The sequence below is a fragment of the Pseudomonas sp. GL_117 genome (assembly GCF_057835125.1).
The window spans coordinates 1-20,068 of record NZ_CM174418.1 but is presented as its reverse complement, the minus strand read 5'-3'; the positions used below and the strand labels follow the sequence as shown (position 1 = coordinate 20,068).

Annotated in this window: 16 protein-coding genes; 9 read left to right on the top strand and 7 right to left on the bottom strand. The window is 60.7% G+C overall.

The annotated features are described in order from the left end of the window. Positions 1-45: 45 nt before the first annotated feature. The 4 genes from fmt (at position 46) to AC3ISR_RS00065 (ending at position 4,144) form a co-directional block, all read left to right on the top strand. A complete protein-coding gene (gene fmt / locus AC3ISR_RS00080) occupies positions 46-996 on the top strand; it encodes a methionyl-tRNA formyltransferase (RefSeq protein WP_192298146.1) in 951 nt (316 codons plus the stop codon). Next, positions 993-2,303 (top strand): 16S rRNA (cytosine(967)-C(5))-methyltransferase RsmB, encoded by a 1,311-nt coding sequence (gene rsmB / locus AC3ISR_RS00075; RefSeq protein ID WP_192298145.1) that lies wholly within the window; start codon positions 993-995, stop codon positions 2,301-2,303. The genes fmt and rsmB overlap by 4 nt, the downstream gene beginning before the upstream one ends. A gap of 23 nt (positions 2,304-2,326) precedes the next feature. Next, positions 2,327-3,700, top strand: a complete 1,374-nt coding sequence (trkA, locus tag AC3ISR_RS00070) for a Trk system potassium transporter TrkA (RefSeq protein WP_192298144.1) — start codon at positions 2,327-2,329, stop codon at positions 3,698-3,700. A gap of 132 nt (positions 3,701-3,832) precedes the next feature. Next, positions 3,833-4,144: a tetratricopeptide repeat protein gene (locus AC3ISR_RS00065; protein WP_192298143.1), complete on the top strand. Its 312-nt coding sequence runs from the start codon at positions 3,833-3,835 to the stop codon at positions 4,142-4,144. A gap of 130 nt (positions 4,145-4,274) precedes the next feature. Here the strand turns inward: AC3ISR_RS00065 and AC3ISR_RS00060 are convergent, their stop codons facing one another. Both AC3ISR_RS00060 and AC3ISR_RS00055 read right to left on the bottom strand, forming a co-directional pair. Further along, the gene (locus AC3ISR_RS00060; RefSeq protein WP_192298142.1) at positions 4,275-5,162 is read right to left on the bottom strand and encodes a lysophospholipid acyltransferase; all 888 of its coding nucleotides are present in this window, start codon (positions 5,160-5,162) and stop codon (positions 4,275-4,277) included. 40 nt (positions 5,163-5,202) lie between these two features. Continuing rightward, positions 5,203-5,760 (bottom strand): DNA-3-methyladenine glycosylase I, encoded by a 558-nt coding sequence (locus tag AC3ISR_RS00055; RefSeq protein WP_192298141.1) that lies wholly within the window; start codon positions 5,758-5,760, stop codon positions 5,203-5,205. Positions 5,761-5,841: 81 nt separating this feature from the next. Between AC3ISR_RS00055 and glyQ the strand changes: the two genes are divergently transcribed. From glyQ to AC3ISR_RS00035, 4 genes are all read left to right on the top strand, one after another. Then, positions 5,842-6,795, top strand: a complete 954-nt coding sequence (gene glyQ, locus AC3ISR_RS00050; protein WP_003187265.1) for a glycine--tRNA ligase subunit alpha — start codon at positions 5,842-5,844, stop codon at positions 6,793-6,795. Further along, positions 6,792-8,846 carry a glycine--tRNA ligase subunit beta gene (gene glyS / locus AC3ISR_RS00045; protein ID WP_192298140.1) on the top strand — a complete coding sequence of 685 codons (2,055 nt, stop codon included), beginning with the start codon at positions 6,792-6,794 and terminating at the stop codon, positions 8,844-8,846. Before glyQ ends, glyS begins: the two co-directional genes overlap by 4 nt. Next, entirely contained in the window at positions 8,846-9,385 is a 540-nt protein-coding gene (gmhB, locus tag AC3ISR_RS00040) for a D-glycero-beta-D-manno-heptose 1,7-bisphosphate 7-phosphatase (protein ID WP_173670281.1), read from the top strand. Before glyS ends, gmhB begins: the two co-directional genes overlap by 1 nt. 82 nt (positions 9,386-9,467) lie before the next feature. Beyond that, the gene (locus AC3ISR_RS00035) at positions 9,468-10,238 is read left to right on the top strand and encodes a lysophospholipid acyltransferase family protein (protein WP_226454763.1); all 771 of its coding nucleotides are present in this window, start codon (positions 9,468-9,470) and stop codon (positions 10,236-10,238) included. Positions 10,239-10,419: 181 nt separating this feature from the next. On the opposite strand, the gene AC3ISR_RS00030 is transcribed toward AC3ISR_RS00035, so the two are convergent. After that, positions 10,420-12,702 carry a CHASE2 domain-containing protein gene (locus tag AC3ISR_RS00030; RefSeq protein WP_463984029.1) on the bottom strand — a complete coding sequence of 761 codons (2,283 nt, stop codon included), beginning with the start codon at positions 12,700-12,702 and terminating at the stop codon, positions 10,420-10,422. A gap of 351 nt (positions 12,703-13,053) precedes the next feature. Here AC3ISR_RS00030 and AC3ISR_RS00025 point away from each other — a divergent pair, with 351 nt between their 5' ends. Beyond that, the gene (locus tag AC3ISR_RS00025) at positions 13,054-13,776 is read left to right on the top strand and encodes a response regulator transcription factor (protein WP_192298137.1); all 723 of its coding nucleotides are present in this window, start codon (positions 13,054-13,056) and stop codon (positions 13,774-13,776) included. A 102-nt stretch (positions 13,777-13,878) separates the two neighbouring features. On the opposite strand, the gene gyrB is transcribed toward AC3ISR_RS00025, so the two are convergent. From gyrB to dnaA, 4 genes are read right to left on the bottom strand one after another with little or no spacing between them, the layout of a single operon-like run. Then, entirely contained in the window at positions 13,879-16,296 is a 2,418-nt protein-coding gene (gene gyrB, locus AC3ISR_RS00020; protein ID WP_192298136.1) for a DNA topoisomerase (ATP-hydrolyzing) subunit B, read from the bottom strand. 4 nt (positions 16,297-16,300) lie between these two features. Next, the gene (gene recF, locus AC3ISR_RS00015; protein ID WP_101265038.1) at positions 16,301-17,404 is read right to left on the bottom strand and encodes a DNA replication/repair protein RecF; all 1,104 of its coding nucleotides are present in this window, start codon (positions 17,402-17,404) and stop codon (positions 16,301-16,303) included. A 10-nt stretch (positions 17,405-17,414) separates the two neighbouring features. Further along, entirely contained in the window at positions 17,415-18,518 is a 1,104-nt protein-coding gene (dnaN, locus tag AC3ISR_RS00010) for a DNA polymerase III subunit beta (protein ID WP_122485322.1), read from the bottom strand. Between the two features lie 38 nt (positions 18,519-18,556). Beyond that, positions 18,557-20,068, bottom strand: coding sequence for a chromosomal replication initiator protein DnaA (gene dnaA / locus AC3ISR_RS00005; RefSeq protein ID WP_192298135.1), 1,512 nt, complete (start codon positions 20,066-20,068; stop codon positions 18,557-18,559).

Below are 20,068 nucleotides of genomic sequence, written 5' to 3'. Positions count from 1 at the left end.
CGGCAAGCCTTTTTCTTTTGTGACTGCTTTTAACCGAGACCTCCCATGACCGAGCCACTGCGCATTGTTTTTGCCGGCACTCCCGAATTTGCCGCCGAACACCTCAAGGCCCTGCTTGCCAGCCCTTACGACATCGTCGCGGTGTACACCCAGCCGGATCGCCCGGCCGGTCGCGGGCAAAAACTGATGCCGAGCCCGGTCAAGCAACTGGCGCTTGAGCACAACATTGCTGTGCTGCAACCGCCGACCCTGCGTAATGCCGAAGCCCAGGCCGAGCTGGCCGCGTTGCAGCCGGACCTGCTGGTGGTGGTGGCCTACGGCTTGATCCTGCCGCAAGTGGTGCTGGATATTCCGCGCCTGGGCTGCATCAACAGCCACGCCTCGCTGCTGCCACGCTGGCGCGGTGCGGCGCCGATCCAGCGTGCCGTTGAAGCGGGCGACAGCGAAAGCGGCGTGACCGTGATGCGCATGGAGTTGGGCCTGGACACCGGCCCGATGCTGCTCAAGGTCGCCACCCCGATCACCGCCCAGGACACCGGCGGCAGCCTGCACGACCGCCTCGCCGAACTGGGCCCGCCCGCCGTGCTCCAGGCCATCGCCGGCCTCGCTGCCGGCACCCTGGACGGTGAAGTGCAGGACGACAGCCTGGCCACCTACGCCCATAAGCTGAACAAAGACGAAGCGCGCATCGACTGGAGCCGCCCCGCCGTGGAATTGGAGCGCCTGGTGCGTGCCTTCAACCCGTGGCCGATCTGCCACAGCACCCTCAACGGCGAAGCCCTGAAAGTGCTGGCTGCGAGCTTGGCCGACGGTAAAGGCGCCCCCGGTGAAATCATCGGCGCCAGCAAGGACGGCCTGCTGGTCGCTTGCGGGGAGCAGGCGTTGTGTCTGACCCGTCTGCAATTGCCTGGTGGCAAGGCGTTGAATTTCAGCGACTTGTTCAACAGCCGTCGTGAGAAATTTGCCCTTGGCACCGTCCTCGGGGCCGCGCAATGAACCCACGTCTGGCCGCCGCCAAGGCGCTCGCCGCTGTCCTCAACGGCAAGGCTTCGCTGAACAGTTCGCTGCCTACGCAGATGGATAAAGTCGAAGACCGTGATCGCGGTTTCACCCAGGACCTGGCCTTTGGCACTGCCCGCTGGCAGCCGCGCTTGTCGGCGCTGGCGGCCAAGTTGCTGCAAAAGCCGTTCAAGGCAGCGGACGCGGATGTGCAAGCACTGCTGCTGGTCGGCCTCTATCAGTTGCTCTACACCCGCGTGCCGGCCCACGCCGCCATCGGCGAGACGGTCGGGTGCGCCGACAAGCTGAAAAAGCCCTGGGCCAAGGCCCTGCTCAATGCGGTGCTGCGCCGCGCCCAGCGTGAAAGCGAAGCGCTGCTGGCCGAGTTGGAGCATGACCCGGTGGTGCGCACCGCCCACCCGCGCTGGCTGCAAAAGTCCCTGAAGGCGTTCTGGCCAGAGCAATGGGAAGCCATTTGCGCCGCCAACAATGCGCACCCGCCGATGATCCTGCGGGTCAACCGCCGCCATCACAGCCGTGACGCCTACCTGCAACTGCTCACGGCCGCCGGCATCACCGCCACGCCGTGCGTGTACAGCGTCGACGGCATCGTGCTCGAAGCGGCTACCGATGTGCGCGGCCTGCCGGGCTTTGCCGACGGCTGGATCAGCGTGCAGGACGAAGCGGCGCAACTGGCCGCCGACCTACTCGACCTCGCACCGGGACAGCGTGTACTCGACGCCTGCTGCGCGCCTGGCGGTAAGACATGCCACATCCTGGAGGTCGAAAAAGATCTCGCCGGTGTAGTCGCCGTCGACCTGGAGGCCAAGCGCCTGGTGCGCGTGCGTGAAAACCTCGCCCGCCTGGGTCTCAGCGCCGAGTTGATCGCTGCCGACGGCCGCGATACCGCCAGCTGGTGGGACGGCAAACCCTTCCAGCGCATCCTGCTCGACGCACCGTGCTCCGCCACCGGCGTGATCCGCCGCCATCCGGACATCAAGCTCACCCGCCAACCCGACGACATCGCCGCCCTGGCCGTGCTGCAAGGCGAGTTGCTCGACGCCCTGTGGCCAACCCTGGAAGTCGGCGGCATCCTGCTCTACGCCACCTGCTCCACCTTGCCGACGGAAAATACCGAAGTGATCGAAGCCTTCCTCGCCCGCACCAGCGGTGCACGGGAGCTGGACCTCGCCACGTCGGCTGGCATCAAGCAGCCCCACGGCCGCCAGTTGCTGGCGCAAGAAGGCGGACACGATGGCTTCTACTACGCCAAACTGATCAAGATCGCCGCCGCGCGCGGCTGAAACGGGTTTAAGGGAGTGACCGGATGAAAATCATCATCCTCGGGGCAGGGCAGGTCGGCGGCACGCTGGCCGAGCATTTGGCCAGCGAAGCCAACGACATCACCGTGGTCGACACCGACAGCGAACGCCTGCGCAACCTTGGCGACCGCCTCGACATCCGCACCGTGCAAGGCCGTGCGTCGTTCCCGACGGTGCTGCGCCAGGCCGGTGCCGACGACGCCGACATGCTGGTGGCGGTGACCAACAGCGACGAGACCAACATGGTCGCGTGCCAGGTTGCCCACACCCTGTTCCACACTCCGACCAAGATCGCCCGCGTGCGCGAAGCCGCCTACCTGACCCGCGCCGGCCTGTTCGACAACGACGCGATCCCGGTGGACGTGCTGATCAGCCCGGAACAAGTGGTGACCCATTACATCAAGCGCCTGATCGAGATCCCGGGGGCCTTGCAGGTGATCGACTTCGCCGAAGGCAAGGCGCAATTGGTGGCGGTCAAGGCGTACTACGGCGGGCCGCTGGTGGGCCAGCAACTGCGCCAGTTACGGGAGCACATGCCGAACGTGGAGACCCGCGTCGCCGCGATCTTCCGGCGCGACCGGCCGATTTTGCCCCAGGGCGATACGGTGATCGAGGCCGACGACGAGGTGTTTTTCATCGCCGCCAAGGCGAATATTCGTGCAGTCATGAGCGAAATGCGTCGGCTCGATGAGAGTTACAAACGCATCGTCATCGCCGGTGGTGGGCAGATTGGCGAGCGCTTGGCCGAGGCGATCGAAAGCCGCTATCAGGTCAAGATCATCGAGATGAGTCCGGCGCGTTGCCGGCATTTGTCCGACACCCTCGACAGCACCGTCGTCCTGCAAGGCAGCGCCTCGGACCGCGACCTGTTGATGGAGGAGAACATCGCCGACGCCGACATCTTCCTGGCCCTGACCAACGACGACGAGGCCAACATCATGTCGTCGCTGCTGGCCAAGCGGCTGGGGGCAAAGAAGGTGATGACGATCATCAACAACCCGGCCTACGTCGACCTGATCCAGGGCGGCGACATCGACATCGCCATCAGCCCGCAACTGGCGACCATCGGCACCTTGCTCGCCCACGTGCGCCGCGGCGACATCGTCAGCGTGCACTCCCTGCGCCGAGGCGCGGCGGAGGCGATCGAGGCGATTGCCCACGGCGATGCAAAATCGAGCAAGGTGATCGGCAAGGCCATCCGCGATATCGGCCTGCCGCCGGGTACCACCATCGGCGCGATTATTCGCGATGAAGAGGTGATCATTGCCCACGACGATACGGTGATCGAGACCGGGGACCATGTAATCCTGTTCCTGGTGGATAAAAAACATATCCGCGATGTGGAGAAACTGTTCCACGTGGGGCTGAGTTTTTTCTGAGAAAGATTGGGTGAGCCTGCCGCCGTTATCGCGGGCAAGCCCGCTCCCACAGGAGATCGCGTTCCAACAGTGGGAGCGGGCTTGCCCGTGATGACGATATTGAAATCCTGGATAGCCAAAGGACACACCGCCATGCTCGAATCCCTGGAAAAAATGCTCGCCAAGGGTGTGGATAACTCGCTGCTGCGCTTTGGTTTGGGCAAGGGTTATCTGGACTTGAAGGACAACGCCAAGGCGGCGGAGCATTTGCAAAAGTGCGTGGAGTTCGACCCGAAGTATTCGGCGGCGTGGAAGCTGTTGGGCAAGGCGCAGGCTGGATCAGGTGATTCAGCTGCCGCACGACAGGCATGGGAGAAGGGGATAGAAGCGGCCCAGGCCCATGGCGATAAGCAGGCGGAGAAAGAAATGACGGTGTTCCTGAAAAAACTCGACCGCCAGGCCTGAAGTAATTCCTGTGGGAGCTGGCTTGCCTGCGATGCTGGCAACTCGGTCTGTCAGTTACACCGAGGTGATGCTATCGCAGGCAAGCCAGCTCCCACATTCGACCTCCATTGGCAGAGAGGTCAGCGGCTAGTCAGTACCACCGCTCCTCACCCGGCGGGCGCTTCTTGAAGCGTTTCATGCTCCACATGTACTGGCTCGGATAAGCGCCGACATACCGCTCCACCACCTTGCTCATCGCCGCGCAGGACGTGGCAGTGTCGGTGCTGTACATGTCTTCCGGTGCCGCTTCCAGAATCACTTTGTAACCCGAACCGTCCGGCAGCCGCAGGGCATGCAGGAATACGCCCACGGCTTTGTGGCCGGCAAGCATGTTCGGCACGAACTTGCTGGTCAGCGCCTGGGTGGCAAAGAACGGCACGAAGATCCCGGCGGATTCAGCCGGCTCCGGGTCGGCAGGAATGCCCACCTGGCCACCCCGGCGCACCTCCTTGATCACACTGAGGATGCCTTCCTTGGTCGACGCCGCCACGCGGTTGCCCAATTGCACGCGTTGTTTGCGCAGCAGTTCATCCACCGCCTTGAGCTTGGGCGGACGGTAGAAAATGATCGGTTTGCACTGGCTGCAATAGAAGTGGTTCAACACTTCCCAGTTGCCCAGGTGGCTGGTGATGCCGACCACGCCTTTGCCCGAGGCCAGGGCTTCATGCAGCACGTCGAGGCCTTCGACTTCGCGGACCAGGTCAATCGAACGCTGGGCCGGCCAGATCCAGGCGCAGGCGCTTTCGGTCAGGGATTTGCCGATGTCCATCAAGCTCTGGCCGACCAGGCGCTCGCGGGCGGCCGGGTCCATGTCCGGGAAGCACTTGGAGAGGTTGATCCGCACGGTGTCGCGGGAGCGGTTGGGGGTTTTCCACATGATCCAGCCAATCGCGGTGCCGACGGCCTGGACAGCGCGCCAGGGCAGCAGGGCGAACAACCGCAGAGCCCCTACCAGCAAGGCGCCTTTTAACTTTTCCACAGGTCACTCCTGATCGTGTGTGGTGCGCAAAGCGGGCATTCTAACCGGCGTTGGCCAAGTCCGCGTAACGGTCGCAGTCCTGGGTGTGGTCCATGACCATGCCGGACGCCTGCATGAACGCGTAGCAAATGGTCGGGCCGACAAAGGTGAAACCGGCCTTTTTCAGCGCTTTGCTCATGGCCTGCGCCTCGGGGGTGATCGCCGGGACTTCGCTGCGGTCCTTGAAGTGATTGACCTTGGGCGCGCCGCCGACAAACGACCAGAGCAACCCCACCGGGTCTTCCAGCGCCAGCCAGGCCGCGGCATTGCGCCGGGTGGCGTTGAGCTTGAGGCGATTGCGCACGATGCCCGGGTCCAACATCAACGCTTCGATTTCGGCATCGCTCAGCCGCGCCAGGCGCTGGGCATCAAAACCGAACAAGACCTTTCGATAATGCTCGCGTTTGCGTAAAACGGTGATCCAGGAAAGGCCTGCCTGGAACCCTTCGAGTAAAAGCAACTCGAACAAACCCTGCGCATCGCGCAGCGGCGTTCCCCACTCCTGATCGTGATAAGCCATGTACAGCGGATCTTCAGAACACCAAAAGCAGCGTGGCATAAGGCTCCAGGGAGTGGTGGCAGGGCCGAATCGGGTATACTCCCGCTCTTTAAATCGCAGCCCAAGTAACAGGTGAATTTCGTGAGCCAGCCTACGCCAGCCGTGCGTACCTTCCAAGACTTGATCCTCGCCCTCCAGCAGTACTGGGCCGAGCAAGGTTGTGTGGTACTTCAGCCCTACGATATGGAAGTAGGCGCCGGCACTTTCCACACCGCAACATTCCTGCGGGCCATCGGCCCGGAAACCTGGAACGCCGCTTATGTGCAGCCCAGTCGTCGCCCGACTGACGGCCGCTACGGCGAGAACCCGAACCGTCTGCAGCACTACTACCAGTTCCAGGTGGTACTGAAGCCGAACCCGGACAACTTCCAGGAACTGTACCTGGGCTCGCTCAAGCATGTCGGCCTGGACCCGCTGGTCCACGACATCCGCTTCGTCGAAGACAACTGGGAATCGCCGACCCTGGGCGCCTGGGGCCTGGGCTGGGAAGTCTGGCTCAACGGCATGGAAGTCACGCAGTTCACCTACTTCCAGCAGGCCGGTGGCATCGAGTGCTACCCGGTCACCGGCGAAATCACCTACGGCCTGGAGCGCCTGGCCATGTACCTGCAAGGCGTGGACTCGGTCTACGACCTGGTCTGGGCTGACGGCCCGTTCGGCAAGGTGACCTACGGCGACGTGTTCCACCAGAACGAGGTGGAGCAATCCACTTACAACTTCGAACACGCCAACGTCGACAAGCTGTTCGAACTGTTCGACTTCTATGAAAGCGAAGCCAAGCGCCTGATCGAACTCGACCAGCCGCTGCCGTTGCCAAGCTATGAAATGGTGTTGAAGGCGTCCCACACCTTCAACCTGCTGGATGCGCGCCGGGCGATCTCGGTGACTGCGCGTCAGCAATACATCCTGCGTGTGCGCACCCTGGCGCGTTCCGTCGCCCAAGCCTACCTGCTGGCTCGCGCCAAGCTGGGCTTCCCGATGGCTACCCCGGACCTGCGTGATGAAGTGTTGGCTAAGCTGGAGGCTGCACAATGAGTGCTCAAGATTTCCTGGTTGAACTGGGCACCGAAGAGCTGCCACCGAAGGCACTCAACACCCTGGCCGACGCGTTCCTGGCCGGTATCGAAAAAGGCCTGCACAGCGCTGGCCTGAAGTTCGCCGCGAAAAAAGTCTACGCCGCGCCACGTCGCCTGGCGGTGTTGCTGACCGCGCTGGAAACCCAGCAGCCGGACCGCAGCATCAACCTCGACGGCCCACCGCGCCAGGCGGCTTTCGATGCTGAAGGCAACCCGACTCAAGCCGCACTGGGCTTCGCCAAGAAGTGTGGCGTCGAGCTGAGCGAGATCGACCAGAGTGGCCCGAAGCTACGCTTCAGCCAGGTCATCACCGGCAAGCCGACCGCCAGCCTGTTGCCGACCATCGTTGAAGATTCCCTGAACGACCTGCCGATCCCCAAGCGCATGCGCTGGGGTGCCCGCAAGGAAGAGTTCGTGCGTCCGACCCAATGGCTGGTGATGCTGCTCGGTGACCAGGTCATCGATTGCACCATCCTCGCCCAGAAAGCCGGTCGTGATTCCCGTGGCCACCGCTTCCATCATCCTGAAGCCGTGCGCATCACTTCGCCGGCCAACTACGCCGCCGACCTGCGTGCCGCCTACGTGCTGGCCGACGCCAACGAGCGTCGCGAGCTGATCAGCAAGCGCACCGAAGAACTGGCGCGCCTGCAGGAAGGCACCGCCATCGTGCCGCCAAGCCTGCTCGACGAAGTGACCGCCCTGGTTGAATGGCCGGTGCCGCTGGTGTGCTCGTTCGAAGAACGCTTCCTCGATGTGCCGCAAGAAGCGCTGATCACCACCATGCAGGACAACCAGAAGTATTTCTGCCTGCTGGATGTGGACGGCAAGTTGCTGCCGCGCTTTATCACCGTGGCCAACATCGAGAGCAAGGACCCGCAGCAGATCATCGCCGGTAACGAGAAAGTCGTGCGCCCGCGCCTGACCGACGCCGAGTTCTTCTTCAAGCAAGACAAGAAACAGAAGCTGGAAGACTTCAACCTGCGCCTGCAGAACGTGGTGTTCCAGGAAAAACTCGGCAGCGTCTACGACAAGGCCGTGCGTGTTTCCAAGCTGGCGGCCTACATTGCGCCGCGCATCGGTGGTGATTCCGCCTGGGCCGCACGTGCCGGCCTGCTGTCCAAGTGCGACCTGGCCACCGAGATGGTCGGCGAGTTCCCGGAGATGCAAGGTGTTGCCGGCTACTACTACGCCCTCAACGACGGCGAGCCGGACGATGTGGCCCTGGCCCTGAACGAGCAGTACATGCCGCGCGGTGCCGGTGCCGAGTTGCCAAGCACCCTGACCGGTGCGGCCGTGGCCATCGCCGACAAGCTGGACACCCTGGTCGGCATCTTCGGTATCGGCATGTTGCCTACCGGTAGCAAAGATCCGTATGCCCTGCGCCGTGCGGCCCTGGGCGTGCTGCGTATCCTGATCGACAAGAAACTGGACCTCGACCTGACCCAGGCCGTGGTGTTCGCCGTCGGCCAGTTCGGCGCCAAGGTCAAGCAAGCCGGCCTGGCCGAGCAAGTGCTGGAGTTCGTATTCGACCGCCTGCGTGCGCGTTACGAAGACGAAGGCGTGGACGTGTCGGTGTACCTGGCAGTGCGTGCCCTGCAACCGGGTTCGGCGCTGGATTTCGACCAGCGTGTACAAGCCGTGCAGGCCTTCCGCAAGTTGCCGGAAGCCGACGCCCTGGCCGCCGTGAACAAGCGTGTGTCGAACCTGCTGAGCAAGGCTGAAGGCCTGGGCAATACAGACGTCGATCCTGGCCTGTTTGCCGATGCCAAGGAGTTCTCGCTGAACTCGGCCATTGCCAAGGCAGAAACTGCGGTGAAGCCGCTGATCGCCGAACGCAATTACGCCGAAGCCCTGGCGCGCCTGGCGACCTTGCGCGACCCGGTGGATGCGTTCTTCGAGGCCGTGATGATCAATGCCGAAGATGCAGGTGTGCGTAAAAACCGCTACGCCATGCTGGCGCGTCTGCGCGGTCTGTTCGTCAATATCGCCGACATCTCGACGCTGAGCTGATCATGTTGAAACTGCTGATTCTCGATCGGGACGGGGTGATCAATTACGACTCCGACGCTTACATCAAGTCGGTGGCGGAGTGGATTCCACTGCCCGGTTCGATCGAGGCCATCGCGCAGTTGAGCAAAGCCGGCTGGACCGTGGCCATCGCCACCAACCAGTCCGGCATCGCTCGCGGTTACTACGACATCGCCACCCTGGACGCCATGCATGCGCGCTTACGCACATTGGTGGCCGAGCAGGGCGGTGAGGTGGGGCTGGTGGTCTACTGCCCCCACGGGCCGGACGAGGGCTGCGATTGCCGCAAGCCCAAGCCTGGCATGTTGAAAATCATTGCAGAACATTACAAGGTGCCACTGGCTGGGATATGGTTCGTCGGGGACAGCCTCGGTGACCTGGAGGCGGCCAAAGCCGTCGACTCTCAGCCAGTTTTGGTTAAGACCGGGAAAGGCGAAAAGACCCAGGCGAAAAACCTGCCGGTGGGCACCTTGATTTTTGACGATCTGGCGGCGGTTGCCGCAGAACTTATCAACAACTAGTCGCCCTCGACTTCCTGACCAAGGAGTGTTCGGGAGTGCGCTTTTAACAGGCGGGCCATGCCCCGCAACGGTAAATGCCGCCATGTCGATCTTGCAGGCCATCAGAACCTTTTTCTTTTACCTGCTGCTGGGCACCAGTTCGTTTCTCTGGTGCACCCTGAGCTTTTTTATTGCGCCGTTTTTGCCGTTCAAGGCGCGCTATCGCTTTATCAACGTTTATTGGTGCCGCTGTGCGTTGTGGCTGTCCAAGGTGTTCCTGGGCATTCACTTCGAAGTCAAAGGCGCTGAAAACGTCCCGGACCAGCCCTGCGTGATTCTGTCGAACCACCAGAGCACCTGGGAAACGTTCTTCCTCTCTGCGTACTTCTCGCCCCTGAGCCAGGTGCTCAAGCGCGAACTGCTGTACGTGCCGTTCTTCGGCTGGGCCATGGCCATGTTGCGTCCGATCGCGATCGACCGTGACAACCCCAAGGCCGCACTCAAGCACGTGGCCAAGAAGGGCGACGAGCTGCTCAAGGACGGCGTGTGGGTACTGATCTTCCCGGAAGGTACGCGGGTGCCGTTTGGTACCGTGGGTAAGTTCTCCCGGGGCGGTACGGCATTGGCGGTCAACGCCCAACTGCCGGTGTTGCCGATTGCGCACAACGCCGGCAAGTTCTGGCCCAAGGAAGGTTGGGCCAAGCGTGCGGGCACCATCACCGTGGTGATCGGTGAGCCGATGTACGCCGAAGGTGAAGGCCCACGGGCTATCGCCGCGCTGAATGACCGTGCTGCGGCGTGGAATGAGGCTCAGCAACGCGCTATGGGTTCACTGCCGCCAGAGCCGGTTGTGGTGGAGACGCCGGTGGCGTGAGCATCTGTGGATAACCTGTGCACGGATTGTTGGCGAATTAGCATTTTTGCTTCATAACAAGCTGATTTACTTACATATTTCCCGAGCGCATAAAATCCGGAAAAAGGTGCATAAGTTTTTCCCCGTATAAAAAAACCGGTCCTTGTGACCGGTTTTTTATGCACAGCGAAAAATACGTTTTTCAGTCGTCCAGCAACGGCAATTGCAGGCTGAACGTGGTGCCCTTGCCCAGCGTGCTTTCGCAGTTGATCCGCCCACCATGGCGCTCCACGACGGCCTTGACCATGGTCAGCCCCAACCCCAACCCCTCGCTGCCCTGGGCCGACTCAAAGCGGCGGTATTGGCTGAACAACTCCGGCAAGTCCTCGGCGGCGATACCGGGGCCCTGGTCGCTGATGCGGCATTCCAACCAGCCCTGCGCGGTGTGGTGGCGCAACCTGACGGTTGTTCCTGAGGGCGAATACTTGATGGCGTTTTCCAACACGTTGAACAACGCACGGGTCAGCAGCGATTGATCGGCTGACACCATGCCCTCGTCGGCTTCGTCCAGATCGTGTACCAGGTGAATACCCTTGAGCTGGGCAATCAACGCCACTTGGTCAAACGCGTCCATCACCAGCATGGCAAACAGCGTCGGCTGGAACTGGTAACCGTCCGCCTCGGCCTTTGCCAACTGCACGAAAGATTCGGTAAGGCTCAAGGCGCGACGTACCTGCTGCTCGACCTGGGCAAACACCGGCGACTCGCTGCCATGCACGTCCAGCAACGCGAGGATCGCGGAGTGGGGCGCACGCAGGTCGTGGGAAAGAAAGCGCAGCATGGTTTCACGATGCTGCTGGGCTTCACGTTCCTTGCTCAGGTCCGTCAGGCTCAGCAACCAGCCAAGCGCCACGTCGCCTTCAGCCGGCAGCAGAGGCGCCAGTTCCATGCGCAGGCTACGCTGGCGGATGTCCCGGAACTCAACCAGTTCCAGCGCCGAGAGGGCAGGGCGCACGCCATTGTGCAGGGGTGGATAACCCAGGTCGGCCAGTTGCTCCAGCAGGTTGTCGGCGACCAGATCATTGCCGAACACTTCTCGGGCGACGCGGTTGGCCAGCAGGATATTGCCCCTGGGATCGGTAATCAGCGTCGCCACCGGCAGGCACTCCAAGCCATCGGCCATGAAGCGCCGGGTATCACGCGTGCGGCTTACAGCTTGTTCCAGGGCGAAGATACGGCCCTGCAACACATCGCCTTTGCTGGCAGGCGCTCGGCGGCGTTCGGGCAGCACTTTGGGCTCGTTGTCCAGGCGGGCCAATTCCCAGCCGAAGTAGGCGAGGATCACGCTCAGGCGCCGCCAGTTCCAGATCAGGTAGCTGAGCAGCAAACCGATCAGGCATGCGGCTGGTGACCACCAGTGGCCCAGGCGCAACAAGGCCCACGCAGTGATCAACGCGGTGGCCATGCAGCCTAAGGTCATCCACAGCGCGTAGCGGGGACGATAGAGCAGCAAACCCAGCAGCAAGGCCACCAGGGAGGACGCCATCAGTGCCGCCAGCCAGCCGGGCAGATCAACAATGCTGCGACCCTGCAGCAGGCCGTTGAGCACATTCGCCTGCACCTCCACACCCGCCGTGGTGCCGACTGTCGCGGAAATGGGCGTGACAAAACGATCCCCCATGCCGGACGCGGTCGCGCCGACCAGTATCAGACGATCACGCAGTAGCTCGGGGGCCACTTCACCCCGTAACACGCTGGCGTAAGACACACTCGGAAAATGACTGTCGGTCGCGATAAACGGGATGCGGATGCCGTGTTCGCGATGCCATTGTTCGGTGATCTTCCCGTGGGACGTTCCCGGCATAGGCCCGGGTTCAGGGGTGCTCATCGTGTACGCCAGCCAGGCCAGTTGCGGCACCTTCGCGCCCACCGGGCCTTCACGCAGGTACAGGTTGCGCACCACGCCGTCGCTGTCCGCCTCGACGTTGATGTGCCCCAGCCCCTTGGCGCATTTGAGCAGCGGTAGCATTTGCGGCCCTGGTTGGCTGTAGCCCCCCGGCCCCTCACGCACCAGCGGCAGCAAGACGTTGCCGGCATTGCAAACCGCGTCGGCCAGGCGTTTGTCATGGTTGGGGTCAGCGGGCTCGCTGAAGATCACATCAAACAGAATCGCGGCCGGCTGAGCGGCGCTCAAGCGATCAATGAGATCGGCATGCAAACTGCGCGGCCAGGGCCACTGGCCTAGCTTTTTGAGACTCGGGCCGTCGATGGTCACCAGCAGAATGCGGGGGTCTACTGGCAACGGTGTGAGGCGGCGCAGGCTGTCGTAGAGCGGGTTGTTCAAGGCCAGACCGGGGCTCAACGACAGGTAGGCAGTGATGGGCAGCAGCAGCAAACCAATCCATAACCACTCGCGCACCAGGCCGTGGAACAAGCGCTGGGCATGGGTGGGTTGGCGTTTCTCGGGCTTGCCCCAGAGCATCATAGGTCAGCGCGCCTGTGTGGTTGATGGGTGGTAAAGCCAGTGAAGCTCATTTTCGGCAGGTTGGAACAGTTCCGCTGCTGGGTGTTCATAAGGAAAGGCATCCGACATCGACGCACAGGAGTTTACGGCAGCTCACGCGTCGGCTGATCCTTTTCCTTACGGTCGGGAGTCGGTATCTTTCCCACATTGGTACCGAGGGCGTTCATGGGTTTAACCGCCCACTGATCTCAGCGTACCGAGAGATCCAAGGGGTCGATGAATCCAGGCACAATTCTTCAGATTCAACGGCTGGCATCTGCGCAGTACGTACCCTCAGACGACTGCCGTACTCTCCACAAAAAAGGACTACCCATGCGTGTCGCAATACTGGATGACGAGCCCGCCGAGCTGCGTCGGGTGGAACAGACACTGCGACAAATCCCCAGCACCGCCGAACAGCCTTGGACCCTGCATTGCTTCGAGCGCGGTGAGGACCTGCTGCGCCAATTGCGTCGGGAAACTTTTGACCTGCTGATCCTCGACTGGCAGCTCCCGGACATCTCCGGCATTGCCCTGTTGCGCTGGACCCGTGAGCACATGGAGTCGCCACCCGCCGTCATCATGCTCACCAGCCGGGATGCCGAGAGCGACATCGTCACCGCGCTGAACAGTGGCGCCGATGATTACGTCAGCAAACCTTTTCGGCCCAACGAACTCAAGGCGCGGGTCAGTGCAGTGTTGCGCCGTCATGGCCTGCAAAAGTCAGCTACCCATGAAGTGCAGAGCTTCAACGACCTGACCTTTGACGATGCCGAATTGACGGTTACCCGCGCAGGGAAACCCATCAACCTCACCGAGCGGGAATACCGCCTGGCCAGCTGCCTGTTTGCCAACTTGGCGCGACCACTGTCTCGTGAGTACCTGTATGAACGGTTTTGGACCCATGAAGAAATGGTCTCATCACGCCCGTTGGACACGCATATCTATCGGCTACGCAATAAGCTGGGGCTGACGGCGGATAGGGGTTGGCAGCTGTTGACGATCTATGGGTACGGCTATCGGTTGGAGAGTGTGGCGGCAACTTCACAGGGTTGAAAGTTGGGATGTTCCACGTGGAGCATTTTCAAAAGCGTAGTTTCACCCAATAAAAAAGGCCAACGCATAGCGTTGGCCTTTTTGGTTTAGCGGTAGCCTGGATCAGAAATCCAGGTTGGAAACCGCCAATGCGTTGCTCTCGATGAAGTCACGGCGAGGTTCGACCGCATCACCCATCAGGGTGTTGAAGATCTGGTCTGCGCCAATGGCGTCTTCGATGGTCACGCGCAGCATGCGACGCTGGCTTGGGTCCATGGTGGTTTCCCACAGCTGATCCGGGTTCATTTCGCCCAGACCTTTGTATCGCTGGATAGTGTGACGCTTGGTGCTTTCGGCCATCAGCCAGTCGAGGGCTTCTTTGAATTCCTTGACTGCCTTCTTGCGTTCGCCACGCTGAATGTATGCGCCATCGTCCAGCAGGGTGCTCAATTGCGCGCCCAGTGTGACCACGGTTTTGTAGTCGTTGCTGCCGAAGAAGTCGCGGTTGAAGGTGACGTAGTTCGACAGGCCGTGGGAAATCAGTTCGACCTCTGGCAACCAGACGTTACGCTCACGGTCTTCGCGCAGGCTGGCCTTGTAGACCAGGCCAGACTTCTCGACAGTGCGCAGACGTACTTCGTACTGGGCCAGCCAATCCTGCATCGCTGCGTGATCGCCCAGCTGTTCCAGGCTCACGGCTGGCAGGTAGATGAAGTGCTCGGTCAGTTCCTGAGGGTACAGGCGCGACAAACGCTTGAGGGTCTTCATCACCATGCGGAAGTCGTTGACCAGGCGCTCCAGCGCCTCACCGGAGATGCCCGGGGCTTCGTCGTTCAGGTGCAAGCTGGCATCTTCCAGGGCCGACTGCGTCATGTACTCCTCCATGGCGTCGTCGTCTTTGATGTATTGCTCTTGCTTGCCCTTTTTCACTTTGTACAACGGCGGCTGGGCGATGTAGATGTAGCCGCGCTCGATCAGCTCCGGCAACTGACGGAAGAAGAAGGTCAGCAGCAGCGTGCGGATGTGCGAACCGTCGACGTCAGCATCGGTCATGATAATGATGTTGTGGTAGCGCAACTTGTCGATGTTGTACTCATCACGGCCAATACCGCAGCCCAATGCCGTGATCAAGGTGCCGACTTCCTGGGAAGAAATCATCTTGTCAAAACGGGCTTTCTCGACGTTGAGGATCTTACCCTTCAACGGCAGGATGGCCTGGGTGCGACGGTTACGACCCTGCTTGGCGGAACCGCCAGCAGAGTCACCTTCCACCAGATACAGTTCGGAGAGGGCAGGGTCCTTCTCCTGGCAGTCCGCCAGTTTGCCCGGCAGGCCGGCGATGTCCAGCGCGCCTTTGCGGCGGGTCATCTCACGGGCCTTACGCGCGGCTTCACGGGCACGTGCCGCGTCGATCATCTTGCCGACGACCAGCTTGGCTTCGTTCGGGTTCTCTAGCAGGAAGTCGGAGAAGTACTTGCCCATCTCCTGTTCCACTGCGGTCTTCACTTCGGAAGACACCAGCTTGTCTTTGGTCTGGGAGCTGAACTTAGGGTCCGGCACTTTTACCGAGATAATCGCAGTCAGGCCTTCACGGGCATCGTCACCGGTGGTGGCGACTTTATGCTTCTTGGCCAAGCCTTCGGCTTCGATGTAGGTGTTCAGGTTACGCGTCAGTGCGGAACGGAAACCCACCAGGTGAGTACCGCCGTCGCGCTGTGGAATGTTGTTGGTGAAGCACAACAGGTTCTCGTTGAAGCTGTCGTTCCACTGCAGGGCGATTTCCACGCCGATGCCGTCTTCGCGCTGGATGTTGAAGTGGAACACCTGGTTGACCGCAGTCTTGTTGGTGTTCAGGTATTCAACAAACGCACGCAGGCCGCCTTCATACTTGAACAGCTCTTCCTTGCCGCTGCGCTCATCCTTGAGGACGATACCCACACCGGAGTTGAGGAAGGACAGTTCACGAATACGCTTGGCCAGGATGTCCCAGCTGAAGTGGATATTCTTGAAGGTTTCAGCCGATGGCTTGAAGTGGATCTGCGTACCAGTGGTTTCGCTGTCGCCGACAATTTTCATCGGTTCTTTCGGAACGCCGTGGATGTAGGTCTGTTCCCAGATCTTGCCGCTGCGGCGAACGGTCAGGATCAGTTCTTCGGACAGTGCGTTCACTACGGATACGCCTACACCGTGCAAACCGCCGGATACTTTGTAGGAGTTGTCATCGAACTTACCGCCGGCGTGGAGCACGGTCATGATGACCTCTGCCGCCGAAACGCCTTCTTCTTTATGCACATCGACCGGAATGCCGCGACCGTTGTCGCGTACGGTGATGGATTCATCCGGGTGGATGATAATGCTGATGTCGTCGCAGTGACCGGCCAGCGCTTCGTCGATGGAGTTATCGACCACCTCGAACACCATGTGGTGCAGACCGCTACCATCATCGGTGTCGCCAATGTACATACCGGGACGTTTGCGTACGGCATCCAAACCTTTCAGCACTTTAATGCTGGTCGAGTCGTACGTGTTTTCTTCGCTCATGCCTTCACTCCCGATGGTCGTGGGTCTGGGTGATACGGCCCTGTTCCACGTGGAACAAAGCGACTGGCGTTTCCGTCTGCCAGCCTTCCCTCAATAATTCGTGGTCTACACAGGTGATAAACACCTGGCAGCGTAAGTCTTCCAACAAGCGACATAGCGCGCGGCGATGCTGCTCGTCGAGTTCAGACGGCAAGTCATCCACCAGATAAATACACTGACCGCGTCGGGCTTGGCTAACCAAATGCCCCTGGGCGATACGCAGCGCGCACACCACCAACTTCTGCTGGCCACGGGACAAGATGTCTGCGGCATTATGAGCGCCTAATCTAAGGCGCAAATCGGCACGTTGGGGGCCGGCCTGGGTATGGCCAATTTGCTGGTCCCGCTGCAAGGACGTCGCGAGTACGGCACTCAGTTCTCGCTCTTTGTCCCAGCCACGGTAGTAGCTCAGCGTCAGCCCTTCGAGATCCAACAACTCACTCAAGGTCTGCTCAAAGACTGGTTTCAAGGCTTTGATATAGGCGCGGCGGTATTCATCAATTTCGTCGCTGGCCAGGCACAGTTCCCGGTCCCAGGCCGCTTGCGAAGCGGCGTCAAGTGTACCATGCCGCAGCCATGAGTTCCGCTGCCGCAGGGCCTTCTGCAAGCGCTGCCAGGTGGCCATGAAACGCGGTTCCACGTGGAACACTCCCCAATCGAGGAACTGCCTGCGGATTTTTGGCGCACCTTCCAGCAAACGGAAGCTGTCTGGGTTGATCAGTTGCAGCGGCAGGATTTCCGCCAGCTGTGCTGCGCTACGCGCATTTTGACCATCAATACGGATTTGAAACTCACCACCGCGATCACGGGATATGCCCAAGGCGCTATGTCCCCCTTCAGCCAATTCGACTTGGCCAAATACCGTGCAGGCCAGTTGTTCGTATTGGATCACCGGCAACAGGCGGGCACTGCGAAAGGAACGGGCAAGCCCCAGCAAGTGGATGGCTTCCAGCACGCTGGTTTTGCCACTGCCGTTGGCGCCGTGGAGGATATTGATGCGGGGGGAGGGGGAGAAGGTCACCGGGTGCAGATTGCGCACCGCGGTGACCGAGACGCGACTGAGGGACATCTAGCTTCTATTACAGGCGCATCGGCATAACAACGTAAGCCGAGTCGTCGTTGTCGGATTCCTGCACAAGGGCACTGCTGTTGGAGTCCGACAGAATCAGGCGAACCTGTTCAGTGGTCATCACCCCCAGCACGTCCAGCAAGTAGCTCACGTTGAAGCCGATCTCCAGGGAACCGCCGTTGTAGTCGACGCCCACTTCTTCTTCGGCTTCTTCCTGCTCCGGGTTGTTGGCCTGGATTTTCAGTTGACCGTTGGCCAGTTGCAGACGGATACCACGGTACTTTTCGTTGGAAAGAATCGCGGTACGGCTGAAGGCTTCACGCAACGCCTGGCGATCGCCGAGCACCAATTTGTCACCGCCCTTGGGCAGTACGCGCTCGTAATCCGGGAACTTGCCGTCAACCAGCTTGGAGGTAAAGGTGAACTCGCCGGTGGTCGCGCGGATGTGGTGTTGGCCCAACACGATGCTGACATTGCCATCCGGCTCAGTGAGCAGACGCGCCAGTTCGAGGATACCCTTGCGCGGCACGATGACCTGATGACGGTCCGGCTGGCCGATGTCGGCTTTCATCGAGCACATGGCCAGGCGATGGCCGTCGGTGGCTACGGCACGGATGATGCCTTCAGATACCTCCAGCAGCATGCCGTTGAGGTAGTAACGCACGTCCTGTTGCGCCATGGCGAAGCTGGTGCGCTCGATCAATCGACGCAGCTTGCTCTGCTCCAGGCTGCAGGTCAGCGAGCCCGGGCCTTCTTCCACAGTTGGGAAGTCATTGGCTGGCAAGGTCGACAGGGTGAAGCGGCTACGACCAGCCTTGACCACCAACTTGGCTTCATCAACCTTGATGTCGATCAGCGCGTCGTTCGGCAGGCTCTTGCAGATGTCCATCAGCTTGCGCGCTGGAACGGTGATCTCGCCAGGTTCGGCAGGCTCTTCCAACTGCACACGACCGACCAGTTCGACTTCCAGGTCGGTACCAGTCAGGGACAATTGCTGGCCTTCGACCACCAGCAATACGTTGGAAAGCACCGGCAAGGTCTGTCGGCGCTCGACGACGCCTGCGACCAGTTGCAGGGGTTTCAACAGGGCTTCGCGTTGAATGGTGAAATGCATGGTCTAGTCCCTTGCCTTAATAAGCTGCGCTGGTGTCATCAAGTGGTCAGTGTACGCAGCAGGTTCTTGTAGTCCTCGCGAATATCCGCGTCGGATTCCTTGAGTTCGTTGATTTTGCGGCACGCGTGCAACACGGTGGTGTGGTCACGACCGCCAAATACATCGCCGATTTCCGGCAGGCTGTGGTTGGTCAGCTCCTTGGAGAGCGCCATGGCCACTTGCCGTGGACGTGCCACCGAGCGCGAACGGCGCTTGGACAACAGGTCGGAAATCTTGATTTTGTAGTATTCGGCGACAGTGCGTTGGATGTTATCCACACTCACCAATTTGTCTTGCAGGGCCAGCAGGTCTTTCAGGGATTCGCGAATCAGCTCGATGGTGATGTCGCGCCCCATGAAGTGCGAGTGCGCGATGACCCGCTTGAGTGCGCCTTCCAGCTCACGCACGTTGGAGCGAATGCGCTGGGCAATGAAGAACGCTGCATCGTGGGGCAGGTCGACTTTCGCCTGGTCGGCCTTTTTCATCAGGATCGCGACGCGGGTTTCCAGTTCCGGCGGCTCTACCGCAACGGTCAGGCCCCAGCCGAAGCGCGACTTCAAGCGTTCTTCCAGGCCTTCGATTTCCTTCGGATAGCGGTCACTGGTCAGGATGACCTGTTGGCCGCCTTCGAGCAGGGCGTTGAAGGTGTGGAAAAACTCTTCCTGTGAACGTTCCTTGCGTGCGAAGAATTGAATGTCATCGATCAGCAAGGCATCAACGGAACGGTAGAACCGCTTGAACTCGTTGATGGCGTTCAGCTGCAAGGCCTTGACCATGTCAGCCACGAAGCGCTCCGAATGCAGGTACACAACCTTGGCATTCGGGTTCTTCTTTAATAGGTGGTTACCCACAGCGTGCATCAAGTGAGTCTTACCCAAGCCAACGCCGCCATAAAGGAAGAGTGGGTTGTAACCATGCTTGGGGTTATCGGCGACCTGCCAGGCGGCCGCTCGGGCCAGCTGGTTGGATTTACCTTCGACAAAGTTCTCGAAGGTGAAAGTGCGGTTCAGGTAGCTGGTGTGCTTGAGCGCGCCTTCAACTTGCACGGTGCGCTGTTCGGCGCGAACCGGTGCTTGCTGGGAGCTGGCACCGGCCATCGGGTCAAAGCTGTCGCGTGACGGCTCTTCATTCTCCGGCGCGCTTTTCTGCGCAGAGGCCTTGGATGGCGCGGGAGCTGGCGCAGGCGCCGGCGGTGCCGTCACGGCCTGGGCTTGCGAGGCAGCGGCAGCCAACGGCGCATTCGGTGCAGCGCGAGGCGCGGAGCTGCGCTTGCTTCCTATTAATAAGGAGAGCACAGGGGCAACACCGTTGCCATGTTCGTCGAGCAATTCGAGAACGCGGCCCAGGTACTTCTCGTTGACCCAGTCGAGAACAAAACGATTGGGTGCGTAGACACGCAACTCGTCGCCTTCGGCTTCGACTTGTAGCGGACGGATCCAGGTGTTGAATTGCTGGGCAGGCAGCTCCTCGCGCAAAAGCTCCACGCACTGCTGCCAAAGTTCCACTGACAC